We start from the raw sequence: 13,333 nt of genomic DNA, 5'->3' as shown, positions 1-13,333 counted from the left end.
CGCCGACGACCCACCGACCTGACCTGCTCGCGAAAGAGGCATCCACATGAGCGAGACCCCCGGCTCCGGCGACGAGAGCGTCGACCCCACCGGCACCCCTGACCACGCCGACCCCTTCACCGAGGGCCACCACCCCACGGCCGACGGCCACGACCCGCTGGTGACCCTGGTCGATGCCGTCGACGAGGGCGACCACGTGCTGCCGGTGGATCTCAACCAGGAGATGCAGAAGTCGTTCCTCGACTACGCCATGAGCGTGATCGTGGACCGCGCCCTGCCCGATGTTCGCGACGGACTCAAGCCCGTGCACCGCCGCATCGTCTACGTGATGTACGACGGCGGCTATCGGCCCGACCGCTCCTTCTCCAAGTGCGCCAAGGTCGTCGGCGATGTGATGGGTGGGTACCACCCGCACGGCGACTCCGCGATCTACGACGCCATGGTGCGTCTGGTTCAGCCGTGGTCGATGCGCTATCCGCTGATCCTGGGTCAGGGGAACTTCGGGTCCGCCGGAGATGACGGCGCCGCCGCCCCCCGATACACCGAGTGCAAGATGGCGCCGCTGGCGATGGAGCTGGTGCGCGACATCGACCAGGACACCGTCGACATGCGCGACAACTACGACGGCACCCTGCAGGAGCCCGAGATCCTGCCGTCGCGTTTCCCGAACCTGCTGGTCAACGGCTCCGCCGGGATCGCCGTCGGTATGGCCACGAACATCCCCCCGCACAACCTGCGGGAGGTGGCCGATGCCGTGCAGTGGCTGCTGACGAACCCGGAGGCCACCAAGGAGGAGCTGCTGGAGGCGTGCCTGGCGCGCATCAAGGGCCCCGACTTCCCGACCGGCGCGACGATCCTCGGCACCAAGGGCATCGAGGACGCCTACCGCACCGGCCGCGGATCCATCACCCAGCGGGCGGTGGTCTCCACCGAGGAGATCGACGGCCGCATGTGCCTGGTCGTCACCGAGCTGCCGTACCAGGTGAACCCCGATTCGCTGGCCCGGAAGATCGCCGAGCAGGTGACGCTCGGGAAGCTGCAGGGCATCGCCGACATCCGTGATGAGACCTCCGGGCGGACCGGCCAGCGCCTGGTGCTGGTGCTCAAGCGCGACGCCGTTGCGAAGGTCGTGCTGAACAACCTGTACAAGCACACCCAGCTGCAGGAGAACTTCTCCGCCAACATGCTCGCGCTGGTCGGTGGGGTGCCGCGCACCCTCTCGATCGACGTGTTCGTGCGGGAGTGGACGAAGCACCAGATCGACGTGATCGTGCGTCGCACCCGCTTCCGCCTGCGCAAGGCCGAGGAGCAGATCCACGTCTACCGCGGCTACCTCAAGGCGCTCGACGCGCTGGATGAGGTCATCGCACTGATCCGCCGCTCCCCGGACGCCGACCAGGCCCGCGACGGCCTGATGCAGCTGCTGGACATCGACGAGGTGCAGGCCAATGCGATCCTCGCGATGCAGCTGCGCCGCCTGGCGGCCCTGGAACGGCAGAAGATCATCGAGGAGCACGATCGCCTCGCGGCCCTGATCGAGGAGTACCAGGCGATCCTGGCCTCCGAGCAGCGGCAGCGGGAGATCGTCTCCGAGGAGCTCGCGGAGATCGTCGAGAAGTACGGCGACGAGCGCCGCACCCGGATCCTGCCGCACGACGGCGACATGTCGATGGAGGACCTCATCCCCGAGGAGGATGTGGTCGTCACCATCACCCGCGGCGGGTACGCCAAGCGCACCCGCACCGACCAGTACCGGGCGCAGAAGCGCGGCGGGAAGGGTGTGCGCGGGGCGAGCCTGCGCACCGACGACGTGGTGGAGCACTTCTTCACCACCACCACCCACCAGTGGCTGCTGTTCTTCACCAACCTGGGTCGCGTGTACCGGGCGAAGGCCTACGAGCTGCCGGAGGCACCGCGCGACGCGAAGGGCCAGCACGTGGCGAACATGCTGGCGTTCCAGCCCGAGGAGCGGATCGCCTCGGTGCTCGCCATCAGCAGCTACGACGACGCCGAGTACCTGGTGCTCGCCACCAAGAGCGGCCTGGTGAAGAAGACGGCGCTGAGCGCCTTCGACTCCAACCGCGCCGGCGGCATCATCGCCGTGAACCTGCGCGAGATCGACGGCGACGAGAACGGTGTGGTCACCGACGAGCTGGTGGCCGCGCGGATCGTGAACTCCGACGACCACCTGCTGCTGGTCTCCCGCAACGGGCAGTCGGTGAGGTTCCCCGCCGCCGATGACGTGCTGCGCCCCATGGGCCGCGCCACCAGCGGCGTGACCGGCATGAAGTTCCGCGGCGATGATCAGCTGCTGGCAATGGACGTGGTGCGGCCCGACACCTACGTGGTGACGGTGACCGACGGCGGGTTCGCCAAGCGCTCGCCGATCGACGAGTACCGGGTGCAGGGCCGTGGCGGCCTCGGCATCCGGGTGGCGAAGCTGCCCGACGACCGCGGCCACCTGGTGGGTGCCGCCGTGGTCGAGGAGAGCGCCGAGCTGCTGGTCGTGATGGAGCGGGGCAAGGTCGTGCGCTCCAGGGTGGCGGAGGTGCCCGCGAAGGGCCGCACCACCATGGGCGTGGTGTTCGCCAAGCCCGACAAGGGCGACCGGATCGTGCTGGTGACGGCCTCCGCCGAGAGCGAGGAGGACGTCGAGGAGCAGGCCGAGGAGGACGACACCGACGCCACCGATGAGGCCGTCGGGCAGGTGTCGGCCGGGTCGTCGGCAGACGCTGAGGACGATGCCCTAGGCTCGTCCGACGAGGATGACCTGACGATCGACGAGAGCAGCGACGCGCCGGAGGACGGCGCGCCGAGCGAGGAGTGACCCGTGGCCCCCAGCGTGAACGGCACCGTGGGTCCCGGCCCTGACGGCACCGGGAACACCGCCGCCGGTGAGCCCCGCACGGAGGCCCTGCCGGCCGATCCCGGGGCGGAGCGCGCCCCGGTGCGGGTCGCCGGGACCTCGGCCGGGGCTACGGCATCGAGCACCGCCGGGGCTGCGGCATCGAGCACCGCCGGAACCGCGTCCCGCGGGCCGCGGCGCGTGCGCCTCACCCTGGCTCGGCTCGATCCGTTCTCGGTGATGAAGCTGAGCTTCCTCATCGCGATCGGCATCGGTCTGGCGACCGTGGTGGCGGTGGCACTGCTGTGGAACATCGTCGACGCGATCGGTCTGTGGGATCAGATGGACCAGCTGGGCCGCGACCTCAACGGCGGCCGGCCGCTGCCGTTCATGGAGTACTTCTCCTTCTCGAAGTTCCTCAGCTACGGCACCGTGGTGGCGGTCGCGAACATCGTGCTGCTCACCGCGCTCGGCACCCTGCTCGCGTTCCTGTACAACATCGTGGCGTCCCTGCTGGGCGGCCTGAAGCTCACCTTCACGGACGAGTGACGGGCGGGGCCTGGGCCGAGTGAGGGCCGAGGACCGGGCCGCCACCTCCCGGTCCTGTGACCTCGCGAACACTGCCCCGCCCGGGTTGGACGTCCGACCAGGCGGGACGGTAGAGTCGTCGGTCGGTAGTACGACGCCACAGTGTTTCGGAGGACCCCCTGGGGCACCGAACTGGTCGTGGATGCACCGCCCTCGGGCCTATAGCTCAGTCGGTTAGAGCGCTGTCCTGATAAGACAGAGGTCACTGGTTCAAGTCCAGTTAGGCCCACCCCGTGGATCGGAGGATCTGATGAAGCTCCTGAGGATCGCCCTGGTGGTTGCCGGTTCGACGCTCGGTGGACTCGCCGTGTGGCGCACCGTGGAGAAGTCCCGGCTGGAGAACGATCTGTGGGCCGAGGCCGAACGGGCCGACGCCACCGCCGCCGAGCGCACTCTCACCGCCAGCACCGAGCGGACCCCCACCTCCTGACCACTCCGGATCCCGACCCCCTCGGGATCCTCCCCCGTGCCGCCGAGCGGCGCACCCAGGGGCCTTGGCGCAATTGGTAGCGCACCTGCTTTGCAAGCAGGGGGTTACGGGTTCGAGTCCCGTAGGCTCCACCACACGTGGCTCAGTCGATGACACCATCTTCTCCAGGAAATGCCCTGGTCAGGGGCCGGTTGACCCCGTTGACGCGGTTTGACGAAATGTCAGGCTCCGGTTCGAGCGCTGGGTGCCACCTGCAACCCCGGGCTCGGCCCACAGGTCACCCGCAAGAACGACAATGACCCCTTCCCGGGGATTTTTGGGCAGGGGTCATGGTCTTTGGTCCTCCGGTTGACGCTCTTCTTCCTCGGGGGCTCCGCTATCCGCTTCGTCGTCACACTCGAGGTCGTGAACTGGCCGGTCTTGGGCGGCGGTGGCTACGTCCGGGGCGGTCGGCGGAAGGCACGCTGTCGGTGCAGGTCTGCCGCGAGCAGTACTCGGCGCGTAGGGAACTGCAGAAGCCATCCAAGGCGGAGGTCCGTCAGACGCAGCCGGGTCGTTCCTTCGGTCGGTTCATCGAAGGTCCGTGATGACGACGAAGTGGGAGAGATGGGTGGCCGGCCCGCCACCGTGTCGGCGCGCTCCCTCCAGGTCTGTCATACCTCCCGAATACGATGACTTTCGAGAGCATGGCCGCTCTGTGCAAGTCCCCCGAAGGAGACCCTTCCGTGTCACGTCTGACTGAACTGCTGCGCCAGGCGCGCAAGGCTGATCCGCAACTGGGAGCCGATCTCGAAGCCGAAGTGTCGGCTCTGCTGAAGAGGCGGCAGTTCGGCCTGGTCTTCGAGCGTCACCAGCCCGAGGCGGTGGAGTTGCCCGGACGCTCGATCCGACGCGGCGACAAGGTGCGCGTGCTCCCACCCCGAGGCGAGACCGCGAAGGGTGACCAGCGGCTGTGGCTCGTGGAGCGGATCGAGCGCGTCGACGGTCAGCGGGTGGCCCATCTGGTCGAGATCGACGCAGAGGAACCCGAGAAGCAGGTCGTGCTCTGCGACGACCTCGTGGTCGTGGCCGAGTTCAAGGACCGCATCTTCCCCGGTCTCGTGGAGACGGGACGGGTCGAGCGCGGTGGGCCGGACAAGCCCTTCCACACGGTCATCAACGCGGAAAACTACCACGCTCTGGAGATGCTGACCTACACCCATCGGGGCAAGGTCGACGCCATCTACATCGACCCGCCCTACAACACCGGAGCCAAGGACTGGAAGTACAACAACGATTACGTGGCGAGTGACGACGACTACCGGCACTCCAAGTGGCTCGCCTTCATGGAGCGACGGCTGGAGATTGCAAAGGAGTTGCTGAACCCGGACGATTCAGTTCTCATCGTCACGATTGACGAGAAGGAGTACGCTCGCCTTGCTCTGCTCCTGGAGCAGACTTTTCCCGCTGCACGAATCCAGATGGTAAGCACACTGATCAACCCCGCCGCTGTAGCGCGCGCTGGTTACTTCGGTAGGTCAGACGAGTATTACTTCTTCGTCATGCAAGGAACTGCGGGGGCTCGCCCCCTGCCTCTCCCTGGCGAGTGGGTCACGACTGCGGGCCGAACTCACAAGGGGGAGATTCGTTGGGACTTGTTGCGCAAGTCGGGATCAAGCCCGACTAGAGCCGGTCACCCTGAAACCTTCTACCCGTTCTTCATCAACTTGGATGGCAAGAGCATCCACAGCGTTGGTGAGCCAATCGGGGTAGGCGCTGATCGGCACGCCACCGTGGCTCCCGAGGGGACTTTCGCAGTCTGGCCCATCCGCCAGAACGGAACCGAGGGCCGCTGGCGGCTGAAACCAGCGACCGTGCGAAAAGTGCTAGAGGCTGGCTGCATCCGAATCGGAACGGTGAAGGGCGAAACAACCCCGATCTACTACCTGGCCGAAGGTGAGAGAGCCAAGATCGAGGCGGGGGTATACACGGTGATCGGGAGGAGGAGCGACGGCTCCGTCGAAACATCGACGCTGGCACTGGCCGAGAGAAACACCGTTCCGGGCACTCAGTGGAGGATCGGGTCGCACGACGCAACTCAGTATGGGACCCGACTGTTGCTCAACTTCATGCCGGACCGCAAGTTCCCATTCCCCAAGTCCTTGTATGCCGTTGAAGATGCACTCCGGTTCTTTGTCAAGGACAAGCCTTATGCCGTCGTACTCGACTTCTTCTCCGGCTCCGGCACCACAGCGCATGCCCTCATGCGGCTGAACAGGCAGGACGGCGGTCGCCGTCAGTGCATCTCGGTGACGAACAACGAGGTGAGTGCCGAGGAGCAGCAGGCGCTGCGCAAGCAGGGGCTGCGTCCGGGCGACGCCGATTGGGAAGCGTTGGGCATCTGCGACTACATCACCAAGCCGCGTATCACGGCGGCGATCACGGGCAAGACTCCTGAGGGGACGCCGGTCAAGGGTGACTACAAGTTCACCGACGAGTTCCCGATGTCGGACGGTTTCGAGGAGAACGCCGCGTTCTTAACGCTGACGTACGAGGACCCGCTGTCGGTGCGGCACCACCGCGCGTTCGAGCGGATCGCGCCGATGTTGTGGCTGAAGGCCGGGGCACGAGGCCGGGTCATCACCGACCTGGGCGAGCGCGGCTGGGACGTGGCCGAGGGATACGGCGTGGTGGAGAAGATCGACAACATGCCGGACTTCCTGGAGAGCATCGAACAGGTCGAGACGGTGGAGACGGTCTTCGTGGTGACGGACTCTGACGCTGCCTTCCAGAACGCTTGCCGGGACCTGCCGGAGCGGGTCACGGCGGTCAGGCTGTACGAGTCGTACCTGCACAACTTCGCGATCAACCGGAGGGCTGGGGCATGAGGTACACGCTGAAGCACTACCAGGCTGAGGCCGTCGCGGACGTTCTGAATCGGCTGACGCAGGCGCGGGACTTGTTCCACCGCTACGGGTCTCTGTCGCAGTTCTCGCTTGCGGCGACGACGGGTGCGGGCAAGACGGTGATGGCGGCGGCGGTGATCGAGGCGCTGTTCTTCGGGTCGGACGAGTTCGACTTTGAGGCCGACCCCGGCGCGACGGTGCTGTGGTTCTCCGACGACCCGTCGCTGAACGAGCAGTCCCGGGCACGGATTCAGGCGGCGGCGTCGGAGTTAGACTCCCGGCTGCGGGTGATCGAGAACACTTTCTCCCAGGCCACGTTCGCCCCGGGGATGGTCTACTTCCTCAACGCCCAGAAGTTGCGTGAGGGTGGACGGCTGGTGCGCGGGGCGGAGCCTGATAACCCGAACGAGCCGAGGCTGTTTAAGCCGGCGCCAGACATGGTGCAGCAGACGATCTATGACGTGATCCGCAACACCGTCGAGGCCGAGGGCCGGACGCTGTACTTCGTGCTCGATGAGGCCCACCGGGGCATGAAGGCGGGCAAGGACCGAGAGACCATCGTCCAGCGCCTGATCAACGGAGGGTCGGGGGCTCCGCCGATGCCGGTGGTGTTCGGTATCTCGGCGACGGTGGACCGCTTCACCCAAGCCATGAAGAAAGCCACCAACCGCACCGGGTTGCCTCCCGTGGAGGTGGACGCGGCGTTGGTGCAGGCGTCGGGGTTGTTGAAGGACGACATCGTGCTGACGATCCCGACCGAGGAGGGCTCGTTCGACACGACCCTGTTGCGGCGGGCGGTGCAGAAGGTGCGGGAGTCGTCGGCGGCATGGGCTGCTTATGCGGTCGAGCAGGAGGAGTCGGACCCGGTGGTGCCGCTGCTGGTGGTGCAGGTGGCCGACAGGCCGAACGAGGCCGACCTGGCCCGGGTGTTGGACGCGATCTACGACGAGTGGCCCGATCTGTCCTCGGACGCGGTGGCGCATGTGTTCGGCACGCACACCGACTTCAGCGTGGGTCAGCAGGTCATCCCCTACATCGCTCCGCAGCGGGTGCAGGACGCCAAGCACGTACGTGTCCTGCTGGCGATGGAGGCGATCTCGACGGGATGGGACTGCCCGCGGGCCGAGGTGTTGGTGTCGTTCCGGCCCCGCAGCGACTCGACCTACATCCACCAGTTGCTCGGGCGGATGATGCGCACCCCGCTGGCGCGACGCATCCCGGGCAACGAGGTGCTGAACTCGGTGGACTGCCTTCTGCCCCATTTCGACCGCAAGACCTCCACGGCCATCGCCCAGATGCTGATGAAGGGCAAGACGGCGGTGGACGACTCCGACCAGGGCGACGGGGAGGAGGAGACCCAGAAGGCGCGTCGTGTGCTGTTCGACCCGGTACGGCTGGAGCCGAACCCGGACGTCCCCAAGGAAGTCTGGGATCTGTTCGAGGTCCTCCCTTCGGTCACGATTCCGAAGAAAAACGTCAAACCGATCAAGCGCCTCGACGCCTTGGCCGTGGCTCTTTCCAAGGATGGGCTGGTCGAGAACGCGGTGGCAAAGGCCGAGAAGACTCTCTGCGAAGCGCTGGACGGGAGGGCCGTCCAGTACAAGGAGAAGGTCGCCAAGGCCCGCCAGGACGTCCTCATGATGTCGGCGGAGGAAGCCCGCGGCCGGCTCGGCAAGGAAGGCTTCTCCTACGAAGCATTTGACATGGCCGCCGACACCCGAGCCATTGAAGACGCCTATCAGTACGCGGCCCGCCTGCTCTCCAAGGGTCTCGCCGGGGCCTACGTGAACCACCTCGTCGGCCCGGACGAGGAAGACCTCGACCTGCTGGAGGCCAACATCATCGTCGCCTCCCTCGGACGAGTCCCCGAGATCGTCACCGCCATCGAAGCCGAAGCCGACGCGCTGGCCCGTCAGTGGCTGACGGACACCCGGGTCGCCCGCAAGGGACTCCCCGACGAACGGCAGGTGGAGTACGACCGCATCGAAGGCATGTCCACCCAGCCCGAACGCATCTCCCTCACCGCGCCCAAGGTGGGCCAGGCTGACCGCAAGGCCCGGGAGAAGGACGGAACCGAGCACGACCTGCCCCAGCGCGCCCATCACCTGCTGGCCGACCCTGAGGGCAACACCCCGGTTGACCTCAACGAGTGGGAGCGCAAGGTGCTCGACTCCGAGGCCAAGCAGCCGGGCTTCAAGGCGTGGTACCGCAACCCGGCCCGTGCCACCAAGGAGTCCCTGGCCATCGCCTACAAGGACGGCACAGGTGAGTGGAAAGCGATGCGCCCGGACTTCATCTTCTTCGGCTCCCAGCACGACGGAAAGATCGTGGTCGACCTCGTGGACCCCCACGGCCACCACTTCTCCGACGCCCTACCCAAGTTGCGCGGCCTAGCCGACTTCGCAGAGACGTACGGCTCCGAGTTCCGCCGCATCGAATCCGTGGCCGAGACCGGAGGGGTGCTGAAGGTCCTCGACCTCACCAAGCACCACGTCCGACAGGCCGTGCGGGACGCCACTGACGCCAAGGCGCTGTACGAGTCGGCGCTGGCGAGGAGGTACTGACATGGAGACGTTCTGGGGCCTCTCGTCCACGGGGTGGACTGCCTACTACACCTTGCTGACCTCAGGTCTCCTCCTTGTAGCCATCGCGGCAGCGCTGTATGCCCGCAAGCAAGTCCAGATCGCGCGCGCCAGTCAGCGTGAGGCTTCGCGGCCCTACGTCATTGTCACCGCTGAGTCGTCCCCCATCGGTTGGCGTGTCTTAGACCTGGTGATCAGGAACATCGGGCAGCGACCGGCGTACAACGTCAAGGTGATGCTGACCCCCGAACCACAACGCACAAAGGAGACTCCAGGGGCTCCCATAACCGAGGTGAAGTGGCTCAGCGAGGTGATCCCGATGCTGGCCCCTGGGCAGGAGTTGAGGACGTTCTACGACTCGATGGAAGATCGCCTCAACTCCGGGCGGGACGACCTGCCGATGGCCCATGACTACACCGTTGAGTACGACGAGGTTAGGCACCCATCGAAGAAGGGTAAGCGCGACCACCGCGACTCAGGCGTCGTTGATCTCAATGCCATGGGTGGTGCCATGCAGCCGGACGTGTACAACATCCATCACGTAGCACGGGCCCTCCGCGACATGAAGCAGGACATGGCCAAGATCAGCAACGTGCTCAGCCGCGCGGACAAGGATTCTCGTCCCAGCCTGTCAAGGCTGGTCAACGCCAAGATGGATGGTGCCCCAGGACCCCACGGCCACATCAAGGGCGCGCAGGTGGAGGATCAGTAGGTGACATCAGTGAAAGGGCCGTGCCTAGAGCCTCAGTGAAGGAGGCATTTGGGTACGCCCGCCACGTGTACCGCTGCCACCGAGACGGGTGTCGAGGAGCCCCACCGACCCACCACGTCGGGAGGTCTCGTTGGTCGATCTGCTCGTTGAGCCAGGCCACCTGCTCGCGGAAGTGCGCTCGGGCTGAGCCAGTGGGCTCTCCGATGCCGTAGGCCAGCAGCACCGCGCTGGCTTCACTCAACGCCTCCTCCATCTCGACCCGTGCCGCCAGCCACCCTTCCGGCGTCGCCCCGAGTTCGCTGAGTCCACCCGAGCGGTAGGAGGGCAGGGCGAAGAGGTTGGCCAACCTGACGCTCTCGAACCCCAGCACCTCCCGAGCCATCTCGACCCGGGCCGAGGTTCTCGCCCCCGAGGTCTGCGAGGGCGGATTGCTCCCGATGACGAGCAGTAAGGAGGTACTTCCTGTCTAACTCATGACGGACGAGTAATCCACACAGTGAACTTAGCCGGATCGCGAACGTCGTCCGGGCATCCTCGTTGGTGCTCCAACAGGACCCCCCGAATCTCCCAGAACCTCGCCTCACTGATGTGACCCTTCCAATAGGCCACCCGGAAGAAATGCCATGAGGTAGTTGCTTGAACTGTGGGGTGCAATTCCAAGTTCGCCAGTCGAAGGGGAACGGCCCCGTCATCTGATACCACCAGTGACTTGATGCGTCGCGCGGAGATAATCGCTAAAGTCTCAGATTCCCCAGCGTGCGTAGCCACGGGGTTGCTAGATGCCTGCCTGAAAAAGTCTTGATTTAGGTGGAAATCTACAAACTCCCGTTGGGTTTGCATCCGGAGAGGTTCCCCGAAGACTTGGTGCGCCTCGCGCATGCGGGGCAAACCTTGCTTCGAAGCCTGATCGTCACATTCGCTAGCGACCGTGCCACACCAACAACCGTTCTCCCCGACAAGAAGTGCCAAGAGCGACATCTCGTCCACGAGGGTGAAGTTGACCAGCACAGTGGTGTCCGGAAACACCAGCCTTGGAGTCTCGTCGGCCTGCACCTCGACAGGCTATCCGAGCAGGGACATCAGGTCGGAGTCACTCATGGTCGGCGCTGGCGGCTCGTCCACCTCCAAGGTTTCCGGGTCGACTCCCAGCATCCACGCGAGCGTGCCCTTCTGAATGCGCCCCTGAGTCACGCCTTCCACGTGCGTCTCGGTGAGCCAGGCAGGGAAACGCCGAGCGCTTGCCAGGGTCATCCGTTCGGTGATCGGGTCACCCAGACCGTCGTGCTTCCAGTGCCGCCGCAGCAGCCCCTGCGTGGTCAGGTCCAAGAGCGAGTGCGTGTCAGGCGATACCCGAATGCCGAGACTGTTCAAGCGAACCTTCACGGTGTGAGTCGACACGCCCCAACTCCAGATCAGCGCCGCAAGGTCTTCAGGAGAGACGGTCGACCAGTCCAGTGCTCGCATCTCCTCTTCGGGGAGAAGCAACTCTGCGGCGAACCTGTTCGCAGCAGCCTCCTCCCGGCTCACTTCACGCTCCATGGACGCCAACACGCCTTCGTGCCCCAGGACCAGGTGGGCCAACTCATGGGCCAGGTCAAAGTTCTCCTTGAACCAGTTTCCCGTCTCAGGGATAACCATCACGGCCCGGGCTCCGACATGCAGAGAGTAGGCGGTACTAAGCCCCGACAGCCGCACAGTGTCGATCTCCAGAGCGGCAAGGCGGTCGATGAACTCGGGGACGAAGCCGGTTCCAAGAGTCTCCCGCGCCTGGGGCAGGTCACGAGGGATGCGGCTGGGCTCCAGCGGGCGGACCGCCTCCGCCTGACGGTAGGCGAGCAGCACGTCAGACAGGATGGCCTTGTCCCCTTGCTCCCCGTCGATGCTGCGGCTCCAAGTCTCCCTGTCGAAGTTGTGGCGTCCCGACACCACAAGACGGTTCGGATCGGGCTCGCCCGTGATGAGCAGGTGGATGTCCTGGTTCAAGACCTCCGCCAGTCGTGCCAGTTCCAAGGCCGAGAAGCCCCGCTGCCCGCGCAGCGCGCGCGAGAAGGCGTCCTCGGTCATGCCGACCTGACGGGCGATCTCCTTCTGGGGGGTGCCTACGGGGAGCGCCCCGAGCACCCGCTCGCCAATGCTGGGGTTCATGTTTGCCATCCTATGGCACTCTTGGGATTTTCCCAAGATCCAGGTATGCTGAGTCTCAGAGCGAAGCCCCGGACACTCCGGGGCGGAGCGTTCGGGGCTGGCGTCTAGTCGGGCAACTAGGACACCAACTCTAGTCGCTCCCTGCGCAGTGCTCGCAACTGGGTCATGCCCAGATTGGAGCGAGTCACAATGGCACGCACTGTGAGTCGAAGCGCCCGCACGGGCCGCTTCGTGAAGGCGTCGACAGCACGCCGCAGCCCCAAGACGACCTCGACCGAGACCGTGGGTCGGGGCACGTCCAACAAGACCACGGTCAACCGTTCCACGATCACGGGACGGTTCGTCAAGGAGTCCACCGCTCAGCGCCACCCCGACACGACGATCAGTCAGCGGGTGTGACGATGAGCACCTTCAAGATGACTCCCGGCTGGGAGAAGGAACTGGAGAAGGCCATCCGGCCCGCGATGAAGGACATCGCCAACGACTACCAGACGATGTTCGACTCGCTCGGACGTCGCTACAAGGGTCGGCCCGTCTCTGAGATCAAGCCCATTCTGCGGCGCGAGTGGTCCCGGGTGGGTGGGTCGATCTCCGATCCCGAGTTGACCGAGTACGCGACTCTCATCAGCGAAGGCACTCGCATCGAGATGCGGCTGAAGTAGCCGATCCCCACGGTGGGGCATGAGGGGCAAGACCTTCTCATTCCCCACTCTGGTCTCGCCCGCCTTGTGCCCCTGTACGGAAACCGTGACTCACGGCGTACGGAACCCCAGTGGGCCTCCCGCATCGCCCCTGACCCGGGATTCTGTGGGATACTCACCACTCACAGCCCCTGACCTGGGATGATGGGTCAGGGGCTCAGTCGTTCAGGAGGGGGATGTCGAGGTCGTCGTCGGCTACCTCCCGGGCCCTATGGGGACTTCTCCCCATCGTCGTCGGGCGTGCTGTGACCTAGGGTCGGACGGGAACCGTCAGGTCACGACTGCGTGACCCGGGCCGACACGGTGAGGAGAGCAGCGATGACGGGCTTCTACGGCGCGGACACCGAGCAGCTGCGCTCCCTGGCCGACAGCTTCCGGGTGTCCGCCGACAGGTTGACCACCGCGGTGTCCCGCCCGGATGTGCGGATCCGGGACGTCTCTCTGT

At 65.6% G+C, this 13,333-nt stretch carries 10 protein-coding genes and 2 tRNA genes; 10 read left to right on the top strand and 2 right to left on the bottom strand.

Annotated features, from left to right (window positions below; all coding sequences use genetic code 11):
* Nucleotides 1-46: 46 nt before the first annotated feature.
* The 8 genes from gyrA (at nucleotide 47) to JSY14_RS07405 (ending at nucleotide 10,042) form a co-directional block, all read left to right on the top strand.
* Nucleotides 47-2,827 carry a DNA gyrase subunit A gene (gene gyrA / locus JSY14_RS07440; RefSeq protein ID WP_259558129.1) on the top strand — a complete coding sequence of 927 codons (2,781 nt, stop codon included), beginning with the start codon at nucleotides 47-49 and terminating at the stop codon, nucleotides 2,825-2,827.
* A gap of 3 nt (nucleotides 2,828-2,830) precedes the next feature.
* A complete protein-coding gene (locus tag JSY14_RS07435) occupies nucleotides 2,831-3,394 on the top strand; it encodes a DUF3566 domain-containing protein (RefSeq protein WP_259558128.1) in 564 nt (187 codons plus the stop codon).
* Nucleotides 3,395-3,588: 194 nt separating this feature from the next.
* A tRNA-Ile gene (locus tag JSY14_RS07430) sits at nucleotides 3,589-3,662 on the top strand.
* 21 nt (nucleotides 3,663-3,683) lie between these two features.
* The gene (locus JSY14_RS07425; protein ID WP_259558126.1) at nucleotides 3,684-3,863 is read left to right on the top strand and encodes a DLW-39 family protein; all 180 of its coding nucleotides are present in this window, start codon (nucleotides 3,684-3,686) and stop codon (nucleotides 3,861-3,863) included.
* A gap of 58 nt (nucleotides 3,864-3,921) precedes the next feature.
* Nucleotides 3,922-3,997, top strand: a tRNA-Ala gene (locus tag JSY14_RS07420).
* Nucleotides 3,998-4,588: 591 nt separating this feature from the next.
* Nucleotides 4,589-6,730, top strand: coding sequence for a site-specific DNA-methyltransferase (locus JSY14_RS07415; protein ID WP_259558125.1), 2,142 nt, complete (start codon nucleotides 4,589-4,591; stop codon nucleotides 6,728-6,730).
* On the top strand, nucleotides 6,727-9,312 hold the full coding sequence (locus JSY14_RS07410) for a DEAD/DEAH box helicase (protein ID WP_259558124.1): 2,586 nt from the start codon (nucleotides 6,727-6,729) through the stop codon (nucleotides 9,310-9,312). The genes JSY14_RS07415 and JSY14_RS07410 overlap by 4 nt, the downstream gene beginning before the upstream one ends.
* Before the next feature lies 1 nt (nucleotide 9,313).
* Nucleotides 9,314-10,042: a DUF8453 domain-containing protein gene (locus JSY14_RS07405; RefSeq protein WP_259558123.1), complete on the top strand. Its 729-nt coding sequence runs from the start codon at nucleotides 9,314-9,316 to the stop codon at nucleotides 10,040-10,042.
* Here JSY14_RS07405 and JSY14_RS12555 read toward each other — a convergent pair.
* Together JSY14_RS12555 and JSY14_RS07400 are read right to left on the bottom strand one after the other, a co-directional pair.
* Nucleotides 10,014-10,490 carry a DUF1643 domain-containing protein gene (locus tag JSY14_RS12555; RefSeq protein ID WP_432803653.1) on the bottom strand — a complete coding sequence of 159 codons (477 nt, stop codon included), beginning with the start codon at nucleotides 10,488-10,490 and terminating at the stop codon, nucleotides 10,014-10,016. The two genes, JSY14_RS07405 and JSY14_RS12555, sit on opposite strands and share 29 nt — an antisense overlap.
* Nucleotides 10,491-11,104: 614 nt before the next feature.
* Nucleotides 11,105-12,187: an ImmA/IrrE family metallo-endopeptidase gene (locus tag JSY14_RS07400; protein ID WP_259558122.1), complete on the bottom strand. Its 1,083-nt coding sequence runs from the start codon at nucleotides 12,185-12,187 to the stop codon at nucleotides 11,105-11,107.
* Nucleotides 12,188-12,376: 189 nt separating this feature from the next.
* On the opposite strand from JSY14_RS07400, the gene JSY14_RS07395 reads away from it, so the two are divergent.
* Nucleotides 12,377-12,586 carry a hypothetical protein gene (locus tag JSY14_RS07395; RefSeq protein WP_259558121.1) on the top strand — a complete coding sequence of 70 codons (210 nt, stop codon included), beginning with the start codon at nucleotides 12,377-12,379 and terminating at the stop codon, nucleotides 12,584-12,586.
* A 2-nt stretch (nucleotides 12,587-12,588) separates the two neighbouring features.
* Nucleotides 12,589-12,849 carry a hypothetical protein gene (locus JSY14_RS07390; protein ID WP_259558119.1) on the top strand — a complete coding sequence of 87 codons (261 nt, stop codon included), beginning with the start codon at nucleotides 12,589-12,591 and terminating at the stop codon, nucleotides 12,847-12,849.
* Nucleotides 12,850-13,333 lie beyond the last annotated feature (484 nt).

This window comes from Brachybacterium sillae (assembly GCF_025028335.1).
In the GTDB taxonomy this organism is placed as follows: domain Bacteria; phylum Actinomycetota; class Actinomycetes; order Actinomycetales; family Dermabacteraceae; genus Brachybacterium; species Brachybacterium sillae.
Note: the sequence above shows the minus strand (reverse complement) of the source record. Positions and strands in the feature narration are given on the sequence as shown.